This window comes from Sphingomonas sp. Leaf230 (assembly GCF_001421745.1).
Classification (GTDB): domain Bacteria; phylum Pseudomonadota; class Alphaproteobacteria; order Sphingomonadales; family Sphingomonadaceae; genus Sphingomonas.
This window is the reverse complement of record NZ_LMKW01000001.1, coordinates 772,473-792,257: the sequence shown is the minus strand read 5'-3', so window position 1 is coordinate 792,257 and position 19,785 is coordinate 772,473. Positions and strand designations below refer to the sequence as shown.

The 19,785-nt window shown below is 66.7% G+C and carries 15 protein-coding genes and 2 riboswitches; of the genes, 8 read left to right on the top strand and 7 right to left on the bottom strand.

The window, feature by feature from the left end; genetic code table 11:
- Nucleotides 1-171: 171 nt before the first annotated feature.
- Genes ASE82_RS03515 through ASE82_RS03490 form a run of 6 tightly spaced genes read right to left on the bottom strand, consistent with a single transcriptional unit; the run spans nucleotide 172 to nucleotide 7,669 of the window.
- The gene (locus ASE82_RS03515) at nucleotides 172-1,581 is read right to left on the bottom strand and encodes a coniferyl aldehyde dehydrogenase (RefSeq protein ID WP_443025068.1); all 1,410 of its coding nucleotides are present in this window, start codon (nucleotides 1,579-1,581) and stop codon (nucleotides 172-174) included.
- Nucleotides 1,582-1,600: 19 nt separating this feature from the next.
- The gene (locus ASE82_RS03510) at nucleotides 1,601-2,569 is read right to left on the bottom strand and encodes an NADPH:quinone oxidoreductase family protein (RefSeq protein WP_056058885.1); all 969 of its coding nucleotides are present in this window, start codon (nucleotides 2,567-2,569) and stop codon (nucleotides 1,601-1,603) included.
- Nucleotides 2,566-3,771: an acyl-CoA dehydrogenase family protein gene (locus ASE82_RS03505; protein ID WP_056058883.1), complete on the bottom strand. Its 1,206-nt coding sequence runs from the start codon at nucleotides 3,769-3,771 to the stop codon at nucleotides 2,566-2,568. Before ASE82_RS03505 ends, ASE82_RS03510 begins: the two co-directional genes overlap by 4 nt.
- Before the next feature lie 12 nt (nucleotides 3,772-3,783).
- Entirely contained in the window at nucleotides 3,784-4,881 is a 1,098-nt protein-coding gene (locus tag ASE82_RS03500; RefSeq protein WP_056058880.1) for an acyl-CoA dehydrogenase family protein, read from the bottom strand.
- On the bottom strand, nucleotides 4,878-6,416 hold the full coding sequence (locus ASE82_RS03495) for an acyl-CoA synthetase (RefSeq protein ID WP_056059612.1): 1,539 nt from the start codon (nucleotides 6,414-6,416) through the stop codon (nucleotides 4,878-4,880). Before ASE82_RS03495 ends, ASE82_RS03500 begins: the two co-directional genes overlap by 4 nt.
- Nucleotides 6,416-7,669: an acetyl-CoA C-acetyltransferase gene (locus ASE82_RS03490; RefSeq protein ID WP_056058877.1), complete on the bottom strand. Its 1,254-nt coding sequence runs from the start codon at nucleotides 7,667-7,669 to the stop codon at nucleotides 6,416-6,418. Before ASE82_RS03490 ends, ASE82_RS03495 begins: the two co-directional genes overlap by 1 nt.
- A 174-nt stretch (nucleotides 7,670-7,843) precedes the next feature.
- Here ASE82_RS03490 and ASE82_RS19665 point away from each other — a divergent pair, with 174 nt between their 5' ends.
- Both ASE82_RS19665 and ASE82_RS03480 read left to right on the top strand, forming a co-directional pair.
- Nucleotides 7,844-8,338, top strand: coding sequence for a TetR/AcrR family transcriptional regulator (locus ASE82_RS19665; protein ID WP_162236674.1), 495 nt, complete (start codon nucleotides 7,844-7,846; stop codon nucleotides 8,336-8,338).
- A gap of 57 nt (nucleotides 8,339-8,395) precedes the next feature.
- On the top strand, nucleotides 8,396-10,015 hold the full coding sequence (locus ASE82_RS03480; RefSeq protein ID WP_056058871.1) for a choline dehydrogenase: 1,620 nt from the start codon (nucleotides 8,396-8,398) through the stop codon (nucleotides 10,013-10,015).
- A 215-nt stretch (nucleotides 10,016-10,230) separates the two neighbouring features.
- On the opposite strand, the gene ASE82_RS03475 is transcribed toward ASE82_RS03480, so the two are convergent.
- Nucleotides 10,231-11,010: an SDR family NAD(P)-dependent oxidoreductase gene (locus ASE82_RS03475; protein ID WP_056058868.1), complete on the bottom strand. Its 780-nt coding sequence runs from the start codon at nucleotides 11,008-11,010 to the stop codon at nucleotides 10,231-10,233.
- A gap of 104 nt (nucleotides 11,011-11,114) precedes the next feature.
- On the opposite strand from ASE82_RS03475, the gene ASE82_RS03470 reads away from it, so the two are divergent.
- From ASE82_RS03470 to cobW, 6 genes are all read left to right on the top strand, one after another.
- Complete coding sequence (locus tag ASE82_RS03470; RefSeq protein ID WP_056058865.1) at nucleotides 11,115-12,485, top strand: cytochrome P450; 1,371 nt, start codon at nucleotides 11,115-11,117, stop codon at nucleotides 12,483-12,485.
- A 42-nt stretch (nucleotides 12,486-12,527) separates the two neighbouring features.
- Complete coding sequence (locus ASE82_RS03465; RefSeq protein WP_056058862.1) at nucleotides 12,528-14,603, top strand: alpha/beta hydrolase family protein; 2,076 nt, start codon at nucleotides 12,528-12,530, stop codon at nucleotides 14,601-14,603.
- Nucleotides 14,600-14,734, top strand: coding sequence for a hypothetical protein (locus tag ASE82_RS20230; RefSeq protein ID WP_268795395.1), 135 nt, complete (start codon nucleotides 14,600-14,602; stop codon nucleotides 14,732-14,734). The genes ASE82_RS03465 and ASE82_RS20230 overlap by 4 nt, the downstream gene beginning before the upstream one ends.
- Before the next feature lie 6 nt (nucleotides 14,735-14,740).
- Nucleotides 14,741-16,708, top strand: coding sequence for a S9 family peptidase (locus ASE82_RS03460; RefSeq protein ID WP_268795399.1), 1,968 nt, complete (start codon nucleotides 14,741-14,743; stop codon nucleotides 16,706-16,708).
- A gap of 61 nt (nucleotides 16,709-16,769) precedes the next feature.
- Nucleotides 16,770-16,986, top strand: a riboswitch (cobalamin riboswitch).
- Nucleotides 16,987-17,168: 182 nt separating this feature from the next.
- Nucleotides 17,169-18,218 (top strand): HoxN/HupN/NixA family nickel/cobalt transporter, encoded by a 1,050-nt coding sequence (locus ASE82_RS03455; protein ID WP_056058860.1) that lies wholly within the window; start codon nucleotides 17,169-17,171, stop codon nucleotides 18,216-18,218.
- Between the two features lie 216 nt (nucleotides 18,219-18,434).
- A riboswitch (cobalamin riboswitch) is annotated at nucleotides 18,435-18,645 on the top strand.
- A gap of 100 nt (nucleotides 18,646-18,745) precedes the next feature.
- Complete coding sequence (gene cobW / locus ASE82_RS03450) at nucleotides 18,746-19,783, top strand: cobalamin biosynthesis protein CobW (RefSeq protein WP_056058857.1); 1,038 nt, start codon at nucleotides 18,746-18,748, stop codon at nucleotides 19,781-19,783.
- The last annotated feature ends 2 nt before the right edge of the window (nucleotides 19,784-19,785 follow it).

The window sequence follows — 19,785 nt, the reverse complement described above, 5'->3', positions numbered from 1 at the left end:
CCCTTTGCCGATCGACGTGACGCGTCGGCGACAGATCGAAGACGAATTCAAGACGGTCGGCGATATTGTTACGGTAGTGACCCGAATGCCTCGCCCAACGGGAGAGAGAAGGGGCCCGCGGCTACTTTGCCGTGGGAAGGGTGAGGGCAGGTGTGCCAGTAACGAAGGCCATCACCCCCGCATCATCCGCGCGATCGTCTTCGCCGCCGCCGCACCATAAGGCGGCTTGAGCCCAGCAAGCTTGGCCACATCGAGCTTCGATTGCTTGTAGACAGCCCGCGCATGGCTGAACGTCCGGAAGCCGTCGATGCCATGATACGCACCCATCCCCGACGGTCCGCTGCCGCCGAAGGGCAGGTCCTCCATCGAGACGTGGAAGATCACGTCGTCGAGCGTCACGCCGCCAGAGATCGTCCGGTCCATGACGCGGCGGCGCTCGCCGTCGTCGGTGCCGAAATAATAGAGCGCGAGCGGACGGTCGCGGCGGTTCACCTGCGCAATCGCGTCGTCGATCCCGTCGTAGCGGCGGATCGGCAGGACCGGGCCGAAGATTTCCTCCTGCATAACGATCATGTCGTCGCTCGCGTCGCGGACGATGTGCAGCGGCATCTTCCGCGAATTGGCGGCGCCGAAATCCTCGTTGGCGGGGTTCACGACCTCGACGGTCGCGCCCTTCACGCGGGCGTCGGCGATCCACTCGGTGAGGCGCTGGTGGTGGCGATCATTCACGACCGACGTATAGTCGGTATTGGCGAGCAGCGTCGGATACATCGCGCTCGCCGCCGCCTTGATGCCGTCGACGACCTGCGCCTCGTTTGCGGAGGGCACGAGCAGGTAATCGGGTGCGAGGCAAATCTGCCCCGCGTTCATCATCTTGCCGAGCGTCACGCGTTCGGTCGCCCGCGCGATATCCGCCGATGCGCCGAGAATGACGGGCGACTTGCCGCCGAGTTCGAGCGTGACGGGCGTCAGGTTATCGGCGGCGGCGTGAAGGATGTGGCGACCGATCGCAGTCGCGCCGGTGAAGATCAGATGGTCGAACGGCAGCGCGGCGAACGTCTTCCCGACATCCGCACCGCCCGAGATGACGGCGAATTCGTCCTGCGCGAAATACTTCGGCACGAGGTCGTCGAACAGCGCGGCAGTCGCGGGCGTATACTCACTGGTCTTTGCCATCGCGCGGTTGCCCGCGGCGAGCACGCCTGCGAGCGGCGCCATCAGGAGGTTCACTGGGAAATTCCACGGCGCGATGATGCCGACGACGCCCTTGGGCTGGTATTCGACCCACGCCCTCGCGCCGAGTAGCCCCAGTGGAAATTGAACCGCGCGCCGCTCCCGCCGCATCCAGCGATCGAGATGCTTCGCGGCATGCGCGATCGGCGCGAGCAAGGCGCCGATATCGGTGATCATCGTCTGCTCGCGGCTTCGATGCCCGAAATCCTCCGACACCGCGTCGCAGAACGCCGCAGCATTGTCCCGAACCATCGCCGCCGCGCGCTTGAGCCGGTCGAGGCGCACCGCCTTGGTGACGGGAAGCTCGGCCATGAACGCATCACGCTGGCCGGCGAGAATGGTCTGCATATCGGTCATTGGCGGTCCTTCAGGGCACGAGCACGATCTTGCCGACATGCGTTGCGGCAGCCATGGCGGCAAACGCGTCCCGCCATTCGGCCAGGGCATGTATGGCATGGACGCGGGGGCGGAGGCGACCTTCGCCCGCCATCGCCCATATCGCATCGAGGTTCTCGGTGCCGAGCCGCGGGTAGCGGCGGGCATATTCGCCGGCGCGGACGCCGATGACGGAAAAGCCTTTGATCAACGCGATGTTGGTCGGCAGCGTCGCGATCCGGCCCGAGACGAACCCGACGACCATCAGGCGTCCGCCGAATGCGATGCAGCGGGTCGACTCGTCGAACACGTCGCCGCCCACGGGATCAACAACGATGTCCGCGCCCCCGCCGGTCAGGTCGCGCACCGCGTCGCGAAAGCCGGGCGCGGGCAAGGTGGCGACGGCCGTGTAGGTGTCGGGGACGACCCGCAACTTTTCCAGCGAGCGCGACGTGGCGATTACGCGCGCACCCAGGGCTTGCGCGAGATCGACCGCGGCAAGTCCGACCCCGCCGGTAGCACCGTGAACCAAAACCCAGTCGTCGGTCGCAAGTGCGCCCAGGCGGACGAGCGCCACATAGGCGGTTAGGTAGACGACGCCGATCGAGGCTGCCGTCGCATAGTCGAGGCGCGGGGGAATAAGGCGGGCGGCGCTGGCATCGCACGCGACGATCTCGGCGAACGCGGCGAGCCGCGTGCCGCACACCACCCGGTCACCGGGAGCGAAACCGCTAGCTGCATCGGCCTCGATCACGTCGCCCGCGACTTCCATTCCCGGCACGAACGGGAGCGGCGGCTTCAGCTGATACTCGCCGCGCGTCATCAGCAAGTCCGGATAGTTGAGCGAAGTCGCACGCATGCGCACGAGCAACTGGCCCGGCGCCCGCATCGGCTCCGCAATGTCGTCGAGCGCTACTCCCGACAGGTCCGCCGACAGCGCCGAGACGCGTACCGCTCTCACGCGCCGACCGGAAGGTCCCGGAACGCCTGGTCCTTGTCGACGCGGATTTCGCCGGGGAGGCCGAGCACGCGTTCGGCGATGATGTTCTTCAGGATCTCGTCGGTGCCGCCGGCGATGCGCAGACCCGGCGCCCACATCGTCGCGGCGTGGAACGCGCCTTTCAGCGGGGTCAGCGCGGGGTCGGATATGATGCCGTATTGATCGCCCGCCTCGACCGCGGTGTTGCCGATCGCCTGCAACTGGTTGGCGGCGACGATCTTGCCGATCGAGCTTTCGGGCCCGGGCACCTGGCCTTTCGATAGCGCGGTGATCGTGCGCATCCGGGTGTTGCGCAGGCCTTCGGATTGCACCCACCAGTCGGCAAGCGTCTGGCGGAACGCGGCGTCCTTCAGCAGCGGGCCATCCGCGCCGTTGGCCTGGGCGGCGAAGGCGAGGATGTCCTCGGGGCCGACGCCGCCGCTCGTACCGATCGCGAGACGCTCGTTCATCAGCGTGAACAGCGCGACCTTCCACCCGCCGTCCGCGGGGCCGAGCCGTTGCGCGTCGGAGATCCGGACGTCCTCGAACCAGACTTCGTTGAAGCTCGACCCACCGGACATCTGGTGGATCGGGCGGATTTCGATCCCCGGTGCCTTCAGGTCGAGCCAGAACATCGTCAGGCCCTGGTGCTTCGGCACGTCGGGATTGGTGCGGACGAGGACGATGCCATAGTCGCTGTAATGCGCGCCCGAGGTCCAGACCTTCTGGCCGTTGATCACCCAGTCGTCGCCGTCGCGGACTGCGCGCGTACGGATTGCCGCGACATCGGAGCCGCCGGCGGGTTCGGAGAAGAGCTGCGACCATATCTCGTCGCCGCGGACCGCGGGTCCGACGAAGCGGTGCTTGGTGGCGTCGTCAGCATAGGCCATCACGGTCGGCACGCACATGCCGAGCCCGATCGTGAAATAGCTACCGTCGACGGTGTGGCGCGCCTCTTCCTGCCCGAAGATGACGCTTTCGATCGGGGTCCCGCCGCCGCCACCCCATGCCTGCGGCCAGGTTATGCACGCGTAGCCGGCGGCCGCTTTCCGCGCCTGCCACGCCTTCGCCTTGGCCATGTCGTCCGGGTAATGGCCCGCGTCGTGCTCGGCGATGTTCGCGTCGAGCCAGTCGCGCGCGGCGGCGCGATAGGTGGCTTCGGCGTCGCTGTCCTTGAAGTCCATGTGCTGCTCCGATCAGGCGGCGTTGCGCATTTCGAGTTGGCCGACGAGGCGTTCGCGCCATGCCGCGGGGCTGCCGGCGACGAGCGCGAGCTGGCGCGAGCGGCGGTAATAGAGGTGGCAGTCGGACTCCCATGTGAAGCCCATTCCGCCATGCGTCTGGATGTTCTCCTTCGACGCGAACCAATAGGCGTCGGAAGCGGCAACACGCGCGGTGGCGGCGGCGAGTGGCAGTTCGGCGGCGCCCGCGTTCAGCGCCCACGCGCCGTAATAGGCGTTCGAGCGCGCGAGTTCGTTCTTCACATACATGTCGGCGAGCTTGTGCTTGATCGCCTGGTAGCCGCCGATTTGCCGGCCGAACGCATAGCGATCGAGCGCGTAGCCCTTCGCCATCTCAAGACAGCGATCCGCGCCCCCGAGTTGCTCGAACGCGAGGAGCACGGCGGCGCGGTCGAACACCGCCTGCATCGCGGCGATACCGTCGTCGGTGCCAAGTTTCTCGCAAGGCGCGTCGGCGAAGGTGAGGCGGGCCGCGCTCCGGGTCGGGTCGAGGGTTTCCAGGACTTCCGCGGTGATGCTCGCGCCCTTCTCGGCGAGGTAGAGGCCGTCGCGCGCTAGTACGATGATCAGGTCGGCGACGTCGCCGTCGGTGACGGGGATCTTCTCGCCGGTGAGATTGCCGGCGGAGACTGAGGTGCGGATCGAGCGCGCGGTAACGGGGCCGGCGCCTTCCGAGGTAGCGAACGCGCCTATGAGGTCGCCCGCTGCGATCCTCGGCAGCCATCGGACCTTTTGAGCATCACTGCCGTACAGCATCAGCGCTTCGGCGACGAAATAGACGGTCGAGGCGAACGGGATTGGCGCGCAAGCGCGGCCGAGTTCCTCGGCGATCGCGCAGAGTTCGATATGGCCAAGCCCCAGTCCGCCGAACTCCTCGGGGATCGCCGCGCCGAGCCAGCCTTGTGCGCCGACCGCTTTCCACAGGTCCGCATCATACGCTTTGGCGGGATCGTCGAGCACCGCGCGAACGCGGTCGCTGCCGCAGTGTGCGGCCAGGAACTTGTGCGCTTCGTCCTTGAGGAATTTCTGGTCGTCGGAATAATCGAAGTTCATGCGGACTCCTTAGGCTTCGCCCAATATTCGTCGCGGAGCAGACGCTTGTAGAGCTTGCCCGTCTCGTGCCGCGGCAAGGTCTCGCGGAAGTCGATCCGACGCGGCGCTTTCACATGGCTGAGGTTCGCACGCGCGAAGGCGCTCAGTTCGGCGGCAAGTTGCGTGCGGTCCTCGGATGGGTCGGCGGGGCAGACTATCGCCACCACCTGCTCGCCCATCTCGTCGTCCGGCGCGCCGATCACCGCGACGTCGGCAACCTTCGGGTGCGTGACGAGGAGGTTCTCGATTTCGGCGGGATAGATGTTCACGCCGCCCGAGATGATCATGAAGCTCTTGCGGTCGGTGAGGTAGAGATAGCCCTCCTCGTCGAGCCAGCCGACATCGCCGAGCGTCGTCCAGCCATGCGCGTTGGCGGCCTCGGCAGTCTTGGCGGGGTCGTTGTGATATTCGAACGCCCCACCGCCCGCGAAATAGACGTCGCCTTCTGCGCGCGGCGGCAGCGCGTTGCCCTCCTCGTCGCAGATCATCGTCTGCGCGGTCAGGTTGCGGCCGACCGAGCCTTGGTGCGTCAGCCACTCCGCGCTGGAGATCGCGCAGAACCCGTTGCCCTCGGTGCCGGCGTAATATTCGCCGATGATAGGGCCCCACCAGTCGATCATCGCCTGCTTGACCGGCAGCGGGCAGGGGGCCGCGGCGTGCCAGACTGCCTTCAACGACGACACGTCGTAGCGCGCGCGGACCTCGGCCGGGAGCTTCAGCAGGCGGATGAAGTGCGTCGGCACCCATTGCGCGTGCGTGACGTGGAACCGCTCGATCGCGGCCAGCGCGGTTTCGGGATCGAAATGCTCCATAACGACGACGGTGCCGCCGACCTGGTGCACCGCCATCGACCAGCGCAAGGGTGCAGCGTGATAGAGCGGCGCGGGCGAGAGATAGATCATCTCGGGGGTGAAGCCGTACAGCCCCTTGCCGAGCATCACGAGCGGCGAGACGTTGGTGCCGAACGGCTCGTCCGACAGCGCGTGCTTGACGCCCTTGGGCTTGCCGGTGGTGCCCGACGAATAGAGCAGGATGCCGCCCGGTGAAGGGTCGGCGATCGGCGTGGCGGGCATTGCGTCGCGCGCCGCTTCGTAGGACGCGTATCCGTCGATTGGGCCGTCGACAACATAGCGCCGCACGTCGTCGAGCATCGGAACCACGGCCGCTGCCACCCCTGCACATCCCTTGCTAGCGATCAGCGCGCGGCAGTCGCCATCGCGGATGATGTACTCTGCCTCGCCCGCCGTGAGTTTCGAGGAGAGGCAGGTACAATAGACGCCGGTCCGCTCGGCCGCCCAGACTATCTCGAGATAGCGCGCCGAATTATCCATCAGCACCGCGATGCCGTCGCCGCGCTTCAAGCCGAGCGAGCGGAGCAGATGCGCACCTCGATTCGCGCGTTCGTCGAGGTCGCGATACGTCACCGTCTCGCCCGTTGCCGCCATGATGTAGGCGGGCGTGTCGGGCGTCGTCAGCGCATGCGCGACGGGGTGCATCAGACGCGCTCGATGATGATCGCCGGCGCCATCCCGCCGCCCGCGCACATCGTCACGAGCCCTCGCTTCAGGTCACGGCGTTCGAGCTCGTCCAATATCGTGCCAATCAGGATCGCCCCGGTCGCGCCGATCGGATGGCCGAGCGCGATCGACCCGCCGTTGACGTTCACCTTGTCGCGGTCGAGCTTCAGGTCGCGGATGAACTTCTCCGCGACCACCGCGAACGCCTCGTTGATCTCCCACAGGTCGATGTCGTCGACGGTGAGCCCGGCCTTCGCGAGCACCTTCCGCGCCGCAGGGACGGGCGCGTTGAGCATCAGCGTCGGGTCGTCGCCCATGTTCGCCATCGCGACGATCCGCGCGCGGGGTTTCAGCCCGTGCTTGGCGGCATAGTCGGCGCTCGCGAGCAGCACGGCGGCGGCGCCGTCGACGACGCCCGACGAATTGCCGGCGTGATGGACGTGCGCGATATCTATATCTGGATAGCGGCGGTTGATCTGCTTGCGGTACGTCGTGCCCTTGTCGTCGAGCGGCACGTCGGCGATCCCGGCGAACGAAGGGCGTAGCGCGGCAAGGCCCTCGGCGGTCGTGTCGGGCCGCGGGTATTCGTCCTTGTCGAGCACCAGCGCACCGGTATCGTCGGTGACGGGGACGAGGCTGCGATCGAACCGCCCTTCGGCGATCGCAACCGCCGCGCGACGCTGGCTCTCAAGCCCGAGCGCTTCGAGCGTTTCGCGGTCGATCCCCTCGATGCTGGCGATCGCGTCGGCGCAGATGCCCTGGTTCGATTGCGGATGCGCCGCGTCGAGCCGTGCGTTTCCCGAGCCGATGCCGAGCGGCCGCTTGCCCGCCGCCATGTCGTCCTGCATCATCGTCGTGGTCAGCGACATCATCTCGGTGCCGCCGGCGATGACGAGGTCTTCCATCCCGCTCATGATCTGCGCCGCGGCGAAGTTCACGGCGGTAATCCCGCCGCCGCAGAACCGGTCGAGCGTCGTCCCGCTCGCCTTGACGTCATAGCCCGCATCGAGCGCCGCCATCCGCCCGAGATCGCCGCTCTGTTCGCCGCGCTGAGTCGAGGTCGACCAGATGATGTCGTCGACATCGGCGGTATCCAGCTTGTTTCGCTCGGCAATCGCCTTCAGGACGGTCGCGGCAAGATGTTGGGGGTGCATGTGCGCGAGCGCGCCCTTGCCGGTCTTGCCGATACCGCGCGGGGTACGGACGGCGTCGATGATCAGTGCCTCGGCCACATCGCTCTCCTGTTGCACCCGCCGGTTCGGTCGTGGTGCCTGATGCCGGATTGCGTCCGGCTTCGGTACGACGTAACATTCGTTATGGGGAATGGCTTGTCAAGCAGGGTATTGTTGGAAGACGGGGCGGCACCACGCGCAGATCTGGCGCCGCGCGATTGGTTGGAAATCGGCTTGCAGTTGCTGAAGAATGGCGGGCTTCGCGCGCTGAAGCTTCGCGGCCTGGCGCAGGCGCTTGGTGCGTCGACGGGAAGCTTCTATCATCATTTCAAGGACTTCGATGGGTATCACGCGGCGCTTGCCGGGTATTTCGTCGAAGCGCATATCGATCCGTTGATCGTCACGCTGTCCGCGTCGGAGCTTCCACCGGTCGAGCGGATTCGCGCATTCGCGGATCATGTTCGCGACCACGACATGGCGCAGTTGGCCTTGGCGATGCGGGCCTGGGCGAAAAGCGACGCGCGGGTGGCGGCGGCGATCCGCGAGCATGACGACACGGTGATGGCGTTCCTCGTCGAGCAACTCGTGGCGCATGGGTTCGCGCCTGCAGAGGCGGGGATTCGTAGCTATGCGCTGTTGGCGATCGGCCTCAGCCAGGTCCATGCCGCCGAAGGGATTGAGCGCAGCGTCGTTCGCGAGGGATTGCTGACACTGCTGTGCGAGCGCTAGCGTAGTGGACTGACGCGACTCCGTAAAAAAGCGGAGCGCGAACAAGAGGATGCGGGCATGCAGACGTATGACTACGTGATTATCGGCGCGGGCTCGGCCGGCTGTGTGCTCGCCGCGCGACTGACCGAGGACCCCGACGTCACGGTGCTGCTGCTCGAGGCGGGCGGGCGCAACGACGGCGTGCTGGTGCGGATGCCCGCAGGAGTCGGCGAACTCATCAAGAGCAAGAATGCGAGCAACTGGGGCTTTTCGACCGAGCCCGAGCCACATCTCGATAACCGTCGCCTGTGGTGGCCACGCGGCAAGGGGCTGGGCGGTAGTTCGTCGATCAACGGCATGATCTACACGCGGGGCCATCCGCAGGATTACGACGAATGGCGGCAGATGGGCCTGCCCGGTTGGTCGTTCGACGACGTGCTGCCGTATTTCAAGCGGCTCGAGGGGCATCATCGCGGCGAGTGCAACCTGCATGGCGGCGCGGGCCCGCTGACGATCTCGGGCGGCGAGTCCGACAGCCCGTTCTACGACGCGCTCGTCGAGGCGGGACGGCAGGCGGGCTATCCGGTGACCGAGGATTTCAACGGCGCGAGCCAGGAGGGCTTCGGGCGCTACGACCTGACCGTGGCGGACGGGAAGCGCTGGAGCACCGCGGCGGCGTATCTGCGGCCGGTGCTGTCGCGACGCAACCTGACCTGCGTGACGGGCGCGCGGACGACGCGGATCCGGATCGACAAGGGGCGTGCGACCGGCGTCGACTACGTGCTCGACAAGGGGGCGCGGGCTGAAAGCGTGACGGCGACGCGCGAAGTTTTGCTGTGTGCGGGGGCGGTACAGTCGCCGCATATCCTCCAGCTGTCGGGGATCGGCGATCCGGATCGGCTAACTGCGGCGGGGGTCGGCGTGGTGCACGCGCTGCCCGGCGTCGGGGAGAATTTGCAGGACCATCTCGACGTCGTGATGAACTGGAAATCGCGCGGACTGCGAACCGGGTACGCGATGACCAAAGGCGTCGGGATGATCGGCGTCGGGCTCAATTACCTGTTGCGCGGCAAGGGGGCGGGGCGGCAGCAGTTCCTTGAGGCAGGCGCGTTCGTGTCGTCGCGCGAGGGTCTGTCGCGGCCCGACGTGCAGCTCCACGCAGTGCTCGCGATCATGCAGGATCACGGCAAGGTCAAGGCGACCGAGGACGGCTTCACGCTGCATCTCTGCCAGTTGCGCCCCGAAAGCCGGGGACGGATCGGGCTGCGCTCGGCCGATCCGTTTGCTGATCCGACGATCGTCGCGAACTATCTGGCGACCGCAGAAGATCGGCGGGTGATGCGCGCGTGCGTCAGAATCGGGCGCGACGTGGCACGCCAAGCGGCGCTCGATCCGTACCGCGCTGGGGAGTTGTCGCCGGGCGAGGATGTCCGCACGGACGACGAGATCGACGCCTGGGTGCGGCGAACGGCGGAGACGATCTACCACCCCGTCGGGACGTGCAAGATGGGCACTGCGGACGATAAGCTGGCGGTGGTCGATGCGACCTTGGCAGTGCGGGGGTTGCAGGGGCTCCGGGTGGTGGACGCCTCGGTCATGCCGACGCTGATCGGGTCCAACACCAACGCGCCGACGATCATGATCGCGGAAAAGGCGGCGGACATGATCAAGGGGCGGCAACTGGCGCGGGCGGCCTGAGGGCGATCGGTATTTGCATCCTCCCCCGCCAGGGGGAGGTGGCACCGCAGGTGACGGAGGGGGAGGACACGGAGCCGGCGTTTCGCTTTCCTCCCCCTCCGTCTGGCAAGCGCCAGCCACCTCCCCCTGGCGGGGGAGGATCAGCAGGTCGCGTTCACCTGGACGGAACGTCTTGACCCTTTGCCGCCTTTGGCGTGGAAGGGGGGCGGTCTATCTTACCGCGGCGCCATCCGGATCGCGCCGTCCAGCCGCACGTCCTCCCCATTGAAATACCCGCACTCGATCATCGTCAGCGCCAGCGCCGCAAACTCCTCCGGCCGCCCGAGCCGCTTGGGAAACGGCACAGAAGCCGCCAGCGCATCGCGAACCTGCTGCGGCGTGGCGGCCAGCAACGGCGTGTCGAAGATCCCCGGCAGGATCGTGTTCACCCGGATCCCCTCGCTCATGAGGTCGCGTGCGATCGGCAGGGTCATGCCGACCACACCCGCCTTCGACGCGGAATACGCAGCTTGGCCCATCTGGCCATCCTCCGCCGCCGCGCTAGCCGTGTTGACGATAGCGCCACGCTCGCCGTCCTCGCCCGGCTCCAACGTCAACATCCCCGCCGCCGACTTGGCTAGGCAGCGGAACGTACCGACGAGGTTGATCTGGATGATCCGGTCGAACGCATCGAGCGGGAAATGCTTGATCGAGCCGTCCTGCTTCGATCGCCCCGCAGTCTTCGCCGCGTTCCCCGTGCCCGCACAATTGACCAGGATCCGCTCCTGGCCATGCGCCGCGCGCGCCGCGTCGAACCCCGCATCGACGCTGTCGTCGGACGTAACATCGACCTTGCAGAACACCCCGCCGATCTCCCCGGCAAGCGCTTCGCCCTTGTCCGCCTGGAGGTCGAAAATCGCCACTTTCACCCCCTTGGCGGCCAGCGCGCGCGCCGTGGCGGCACCAAGGCCCGACGCGCCGCCGGTCACGACGGCAGCAGTGTTTGCGAAGTCCATGCATCTCTCCTGTCAAAGCCCCGAGGTCCGCGCCCCGGTTGCAGAACAATAGTTATGCCGGTATTCGAGGCTTGCCAAGCCGGCATGTCGCTGAGGATCCGACGATGAGCCACGCCATGTTGCAGAACGCCAGCCCGCACTGGCTTCCGCGCCAGCCCAAGGGCGCGCTCGATCATATTCCGGGGAGCAACGGCCTGCCGTTCGTTGGCAACACCTTCAAATTGCTGGCCGATCCGATCGCGTTTTCGGAGAGCATGGCGGCGCGCTACGGCCCGATCTATCGCAATCGCGCGCTCGGCGGGACCGGCGTCAACCTGCTTGGTCCCGATGCGAACGAACTGGTCCTGTTCGACCGCGACAAGATCTTCTCATCCGAACAGGGCTGGGGACCGCTCCTCAACATGCTGTTCCCGCGCGGCCTGATGCTGATGGATTTCGACAAGCACCGCGCCGACCGGAAGGCGTTGTCGGTTGCGTTCAAGCCTGAACCGATGCGGCATTACGCGACCGAACTCGATGCTGGGATCGAGTCCGCGATCGGCGGCTGGGCGGGGCAGACCTTGCGCTTCTACGATGTGGTGAAAAAGCTCACGCTCGATCTCGCCGCGACGAGCTTCCTCGGCGTGCCACTCGGCGCGGAGGCGGACCGGATCAACCAAGCGTTCGTCGACGAGGTGCAGGCGAGCGTCTCGCCGATCCGCAAGCCCTGGCCCGGCACACAGATGCGCAAGGGCGTGCGTGCCCGCGCCTATCTGGTCGACTTCTTCGAGCGCGAAATTCCGGCGCGGCGGAGCGGCGACGGCCAGGATTTCTTCTCGCAGTTCTGCCGCGCGACCGATGACGACGGCGCGCCGCTGACCGCGCTGGCGATCGCCGACCACATGAACTTCCTGATGATGGCCGCGCACGACACCATCACCTCGTCCGCGACCAGCCTCGTGATGCTGCTCGCGCGCAACCCGGAGTGGCAGGAGCGGCTGCGCGAAGAGGTCGCCGCGCTCGATCCGTCGGTGCCGCTGACCGAGCAACTCGATCGCCTCATCCTCACCGAATACGCGTTCAAGGAGTCGCTGCGGATGATGCCGCCGGTCCCGTCGATACCACGGCGCGCGCTGAAGGATTTCAGCTTCGGTGAATATGACATTCCCGCCGGGACGAGCGTCGGCACGGGCATCACCTATACCCACCGGATGGCCGAGCACTGGCCCGATCCGGACAAGTTCGACCCGATGCGGTTCACGCCCGAGGCGTCAAAAGGGCGGCACCGTTTTGCGTGGGTGCCGTTTGGCGGCGGCGCGCATATGTGCATCGGGCTGCACTTCGCGACGATGCAGATGCGACTGCTGATCGCGCATCTGCTCACGCGCTACCGGATCGAGGCGCCGGCGGGCAGCGGCGATGCGTGGCAGGTCTTCCCGATCCCGCGCCCGAAGGATGGTTTGCCGGTGACGTTCGTACCGCTTGCCACCCCGTAATAGTGTGTCATCTTCGCGCGGTTCATTCGAAGGAGCCGTTCGTTGCGCTTGACCCTTGCCCTCCTCCTGCTCGCGGCGACGCCGGCCTATGCCCAGCAACAACCGGCCGCCCCCGTGCCCGACGGCCCGACGCGGAGCTTCACCGGGAGCGACTTGTTCGGCCTGACGATCGCGGCCGCCCCGCAGATTAGCCCGGACGGCAAGACGATCGCCTATGTCCGCCGCACCGGCGACGTGATGACCGACACGATGAAGTCCTCGCTGTGGCTGATCGACGTCGCGAGCGGTCGCCAGACGCCATTCGCCACGGACGGCAGCAGCCCGCGCTGGTCACCCGACGGGGCGCGTATTGCCTACGCCGCGCGCGACGGTGAGGGATCGCAGTTGTTCGTCCGATGGATCGGCGGCGCCCAAAGCGCGCGGATCACAAGTTTCCCCGGCGACCCGCAGGCGCTCGCTTGGTCGCCGGACGGGACCAAGCTCGCCTATATCGCCACGGTAGCAGGCGAGGGGACCAAGCTCGGTACGCAGCCGCCCAAGCCCGAGGGTGCCAAATGGGCCGAGCCGCTGACGATCATCGACCGGGTCAACTATCGCAACGACGGGCCGGGCTATGTAAAGCCGGGCTACGATCACCTCTTCGTGGTCGGCGCCGACGGCGGTGCCGCGCGGCAACTGACATACGGCAAGTTCGACGACGGCGGCCCGCTGTCTTGGACGCCAGACGGCCGCAGCATCGTCTTCGCCGCGATCCGTGGTCCCGCCGCCGACCGCCAGGTGATGAATTCCGACGTGATCGCGGTCGATACGAACCGCGGCACGATCCGGACGCTGACGACCCGCGATGGCCCCGACGCGCAGCCCCGCGTGTCGCCGGATGGCGCGAAGATCGCGTGGCTCGGTTTCGACGACAAGCGCCGCAGCTACGAGAACACGCAGCTCTATGTCGGCGACCGTGACGCCGCCTCGCCGCACTCGCTCACCGCGACGCTCGACCGCGCGATCGAGGACGCGGTGTGGTCCGCTGACGGCCGCAGCCTGTATGCGAGCTATGACGACCACGGCCAACGCCGCGTCGCGCGCGTCGGGGTCGATGGTCGCGTCACGCCGCTGATCGACAACGTCGCGGGGGGCGGGCTCGACCGGCCCTATACCGGCGGCGAGTTCTCGGTCTCGAAGGGCGGCACGATCGCCTATACCGGCGGCGATGCGAGCACGCCTGCCGACGTCTGGGTGCTGGCGGGCGGTAAACCCCGCCGCCTGACGACGCTCAACGCAGTGCTGACCGGATCGAAGGCGCTCGCGCAGGTCCGGAAGATCGCGGTGACCGCGCCCGATGGTCGCCCGATCGACGCCTGGCTCGCGACCCCGCCGGGCCGTGCCGCAGGCCAGCGCGTACCGCTGATCCTCGAAATCCACGGCGGCCCGAACGCCGCGTACGGCCCCGGCTTCGCGACGGACATGCAGCTCTACGCCGCCGCCGGGTACGCAGTCCTCTGGACCAACCCGAGGGGCTCGACCTCCTACGGCGCCGAGTTCGCGAACCTCATCGACAAGACCTACCCGGCTGCCGATTACGACGACCTGATCGCCTCGGTCGACGCGGCGATCAAGGACGGTACCGCCGATCCGGACAATCTGTTCGTGACCGGCGGCTCGGGCGGCGGGCTGTTGACCGCGTGGATCGTCGGCAAGACCGACCGGTTCAAGGCCGCCGCGACGCAGAAGCCGGTGATCAACTGGATCAGCGAGGCGCTGACGATGGACAACACGCTGTTCACCTCGCGCTACTGGTTCACCAAGCTGCCGTGGGAGGATCCGATGAGCTATTGGAACCGCTCGCCGCTGAGCTTGGTCGGCAACGTCAAGACGCCGACCCTGGTGGTGGTCGGGGGTGACGATTACCGGACGCCGGTCAGCGAGTCCGAGCAATATTACGCGGCGCTGCAGATCCGTGGCGTACCGACCGCGCTGGTGAAGGTGCCGGGCGCGAGCCACGGCGGCCTCGCCGCTCGCCCGTCGCAATCAGCAGCCAAGGCGTCGGCGATCATCGCCTGGTTCGATCGATACCGGAAGCCGGCAGGCGCAACGACGCCGACACAGGGAGCCGCACAATGACGATACGGTACATGATGCTGGCCGGCGTAGCGCTGGTCTCGACCGCGGCGGTTGCGCAGGTCCAGCCGCCGCGCGTCGCGAAGAAGTCGTTCCAGGTGACCTCGCCGAACGGCGCGCGCGAGGACGATTAATACTGGCTGCGCGACGACACGCGGAAGAACCCGGAGATGCTCGCCTATCTCGCCGCCGAGAACGCCTATGCCGATGCGCAACTCGCGTCGCTGAAACCGCTCCAGGCCAAGCTCTACGAAGAGACCGTCTCGCACATCAAGCAGGACGACAGCTCGGTCCCGTATGCGAAGAACGGCTATTATTACGGCTCGCGGTTCCAGACCGGCGCGGACTATCCGATCCTCGAACGCCGCAAGGGCAGCCGCACCGCGCCCGCCGAAACGCTGTTCGACGAGCCGGCGATGGCGAAGGGCCACAGCTTCTTCGCGCTGAGTGACTGGGCAGTGAGCCCCGATAACCGCCGCGTTGCCTGGGCCGAAGATACCGTCGGGCGCCGCCAATATGTCCTCAAGGTCAAGGACCTCGCGACCCGTGCGACGATCGCCGACACCGTCTCGAACATAGAGCCGAACGTCGTCTGGGCAGACGACAACAAGACCCTCCTCTATGTCGAGAAGGACCCGGTCACGCTGCGTGGCTACCGCGTGAAGGCGCATGTCCTCGGCACGCCCGTCACCAGCGATCGGCTGCTATACGAGGAGAAGGACGACACCTATTCGATGGGCGTCTCGCGCACAGCCGACGACAAGTTCGTCTGCATCGGCGTAAGCAGCACGGTCAGCGACGAGCAACGCTGCGCACCGGCTGCCGCCCCGACCAGCTTCACGATCGTCGCACTGCGTGCGCGGGAGTTTCGCTACAGTGCAGATCATATCGGCAACCGCTGGATCATCCGCACCAACAAGGCCGCAAAAAACTACAAGCTCGTCACCGTCGCCGACGCCGATCTGGCCAAGGGCACGGCGGCGTGGCGCGACCTGACCCCCGCCAGCGACACCGTCTTCATCGAAGGCTTCAAACCGTTCGACGGGTTCGTCGCGATCGACCAGCGCGAGGGCGGCAACCGGATGATCCGCGTGCTGAACGATGCAGGCAAGTCGACGCCGGTGACGGCGGACGAACCTGCCTATCGCATGTCGCTCGACGTCAACGAGGAGACCGCGACGCCGTGGGTTCGCTACACCTACGGCTCGCTCGTCACGCCGACCACGACCTACGAGGTCAACGCGAAGACCGGCGAACGCCGCATTCTCAAGGTCGCCCCGGTGCCGGGCTACGACCCCGCGAAATACGTCACCGAACGCGTCTGGGCGCCCGCGCGTGACGGCACGCGGATCCCCGTGTCGCTGGTCTATGCCAAGGGCACCAAGCGCGACGGCACCGCGCCGCTCTTCCAATACGCCTATGGCAGCTACGGAATCTCCAGTGACCCGGCAGTCGATCCCGGCCGCATCGGCCTGCTCGATCGCGGCGTGATCTACGCGATCGCGCATATCCGCGGCGGGCAGGAGATGGGGCGCGGCTGGTATGACGACGGGCATCTGCTCAACAAGAAGAACAGCTTCACCGACTTCATCGACGTCTCCCGCTATCTCGTCGCGCAGAAATACGCCGCGAAGGACCGCGTCGCGGCGATGGGCGGCAGCGCGGGCGGGCTGCTGATGGGCGGCGTCGCGAACATGGCGCCCGCCGACTACAAGCTGATCATCGCGCAGGTGCCGTTCGTCGACGTGGTGACGACGATGCTCGACGCGTCGATCCCGCTGACGACGTTCGAGTACGACGAATGGGGCAACCCCGCGCAGAAGGCGTCGTACGACTATATGCTGAGCTATTCGCCCTACGACAACGTCAAGGCGAAGGCCTATCCCGCGCTGTATGTCGGCACCGGGCTATGGGACAGCCAGGTCCAATATTACGAGCCGACCAAATGGGTAGCGAAACTTCGCGAATTGAAGACCGACAAGAACCCGCTGCTGTTCCGCGTCAACATGGAGGCCGGGCATGGCGGCAAGTCCGGCCGGTTCGAACGCTATCGCCAGAATTCGGAATGGCAGGCGTTCATGCTGCAACAGCTCGGCTTGGCGAAATAGCGCGACCGTTGGCACGCGACCCAAAGCAGGGTACCGAACACGCGGGACGCGGCTTGCAGCCGTTTCCCGTGATCGCGTCGGTGCCCGGAAGGGCTTGATTGGGAATGCGGTGCGGACGGTTCGCCGTCCCATGCCGCGGCTGTCCCTGCAACTGTAAGCGGTGAGCGAGACGCACGAGCCCTTTTCGCGAGGGCAGCCACTGGGTCGACGACCTGGGAAGGCGTGGCGAGAAGCTTTGACCCGCGAGCCAGGAGACCTGCCGGCGTCTGGTCGCTCTTGTCCCGGTCCAGGGGGTGGCCGAGGCACGGTGAACGCCGCCTGCGTGACACTGGCTGAGCGACGACAGTGCGGCAGGGGCCGCATCGGCGTCGTGCGTCGGTCGCTCATGGCGTCCGGTCGTCGCATGGCCGGGCCGTTCGCGGCAGGCCCCGGTCCTCGTCGGACGCTGCGGGGTTTGTGCATGACGACTTTGACGATGAAACGACCGACACGCGGTTCGACCCGAAAGCGCATCGGCTGGATGTTCGCAGGCCTGATCGCGGCCAACATCGCCGCGTGGTGCTGGGCGTTCTCGCTGTTCCACGCGCAACCGCTGATGCTGGGCACCGCGCTGCTCGCCTGGGGCCTCGGCCTCCGCCACGCGGTCGACGCAGACCACATCGCCGCGATCGACAACGTGACGCGGAAACTCATGCAGGACGGCCAGCGCCCGATCGCGGTCGGCTTCTGGTTCGCGATCGGGCATTCCGGCATCGTGCTCATCGCGGCCGTCGCGATCGCCCTGACCGCCAATGCGTTGTCGCAATTCGAGGCATTCAAGCAAGTCGGTGGGGTGGTCGCGACCGTCATCTCCGCCGTGTTCCTGTTTACGATCGCCGCGATGAATTTGATCATCCTGCGCTCGGTCTGGCGCACCTTCGGCCATGTCCGGGGCGGCGGCACTTATGTCGAGGAGGACCTCGATTTGCTGCTAGGCAACCGCGGCCTGCTCGCACGTCTGTTCCACCCGATGTTCCGGCTGGTCACGCGGAGCTGGCACATGGCACCACTCGGTTTCCTGTTCGGCCTCGGTTTCGACACGGCGACGGAGGTCGCGATCCTCGGCCTCTCAGCAAGCCAGGCCGCCGACGGCCTCTCGATCGGCGTCGTCCTTGTCCTCCCGGTGCTGTTCGCGACCGGCATGGCGCTGGTCGACACCGCGGACGGCGTCGTCATGCTCGGCGCTTACGAATGGGCGTTCGTGAAGCCGATCCGCAAGCTCTACTACAACATCACGATTACCTTGATCTCCGCGATCGTCGCGATCGCGATCGGCGGGATCGAGACGCTGGCGCTGCTGGGTGACAAGCTCGGCCTGACCGGCGGTATCTGGGACATGGCGCAGGCGCTCGGTGCAAACTTCAACGGCCTCGGCTTCGCGATCATCGGCCTGTTCGTAGCGTGCTGGATCCTGAGCTTCGCGATCTACCGCTGGAAACGCTTCGACGAGATCGAAGTCGTGCACGGGTAGCTGGCGCGGCCAATTTCGATCCCCCCCCGCCAGGGGGAGGTGGCTGGCACTTGCCAGACGGAGGGGGAGGACGGCGATCACGTTTGTTCCGTGTCCGCCCCCTCCGTCACCCGCGGTGCCACCTCCCCCTGGCGGGGGAGGATTCGAAACTAGCGATATGCGAATTGGCACGCTCTCGGAATTACTCTAACCCACCCCCGAGGCTCGGTTTCACCGAACCTCACAGATCGCGCCGGTGCCTTTCGGGGCTTGAATGGGAATGCGGTGCGGGAGTCTCTCCCAATGCCGCGGCTGTCCCTGCAACTGTAAGCGGTGAGCGAGACGCACACGCCCTTCAAGAGAAGGGCAGCCACTGGGGAAACCTGGGAAGGCGTACGTCGAGCCTCGACCCGCGAGCCAGGAGACCTGCCAGCGCAACGGTCGCTCTTGCTACGATCCAGGGGATGGTCGCGGCACGGTACTCCGTCTGAGCGACGAACGCGTGCGGCCCTATGGTCGTGCGTGCGTGTGCTCGCAGGAGAATACCAATGCCCGATCTTTCAAAGGTCCCCGTTACCATCGTCACCGGCTTTCTGGGCGCCGGCAAGACCACGCTCATCAGCCACCTGATCCGCAACGCGAACGGCCGCCGCCTCGCGGTCGTGGTCAACGAATTCGGCACGCTCGGCATCGACGGCGATATCCTGAAAGGCTGCGCGATCCCCGATTGTCCGGCCGAGAACGTCGTGGAGCTGGCGAACGGCTGCATCTGCTGCACGGTGGCGGACGACTTCATCCCGACCGTCGAGACACTGCTCGCTCTCGATCCGCGTCCCGATCACATCCTGATCGAAACCTCCGGGCTCGCGCTGCCCAAGCCGCTGCTGAAGGCGTTTGACTGGCCCGCAATCCGCTCGCGCATCACCGTCGACGGCGTCATCGCGCTCGCCGATGCGGAAGCCGTCGCCGCAGGTCGCTTCGCCCCAGACGTGGCCGCGCTCGACGCCCAGCGCGCCGCCGACCCCAGCGTCGATCACGAGACGCCGCTATCTGAAGTATTCGAGGATCAGCTTGCCTGCGCCGATCTGGTGCTGCTGACCAAGGTCGATCTTGCCGGCCCCGAAGGCGTCGCCAAGGCACGCGCCGTCATCGCCGCGGAGTCCGCACGGCCGCTCCCGGTGATCGACCTGACCGACGGCATCATCGATCCCCGCGTGATCCTCGGCCTGAACGCCGCCGCCGAGGACGACATCGCCAGCCGCCCGTCGCATCACGACGGCGAGGACGATCACGAGCATGACGATTTCGACAGCGTCGTCGTCGAGCTTGGCGAGATCGCCGACCCGGCGGACCTGACCGCAAAGATCGAGGCGCTCGCCCGCAGCGCCGACATCCTCCGCGTGAAGGGCTATGCCGCCGTCACCGGCAAGCCGATGCGCCTGCTCGTCCAGGCTGTCGGCGCGCGCGTCCGTACGCAGTACGACCGTCCGTGGCGCGCTGACGAGCCACGCCGCACGCAACTGGTGGTCATCGCCGAGCACGACCGGATCGACGAGGCCCGCATCAAGGCCGCGCTGGACGGCTGAGG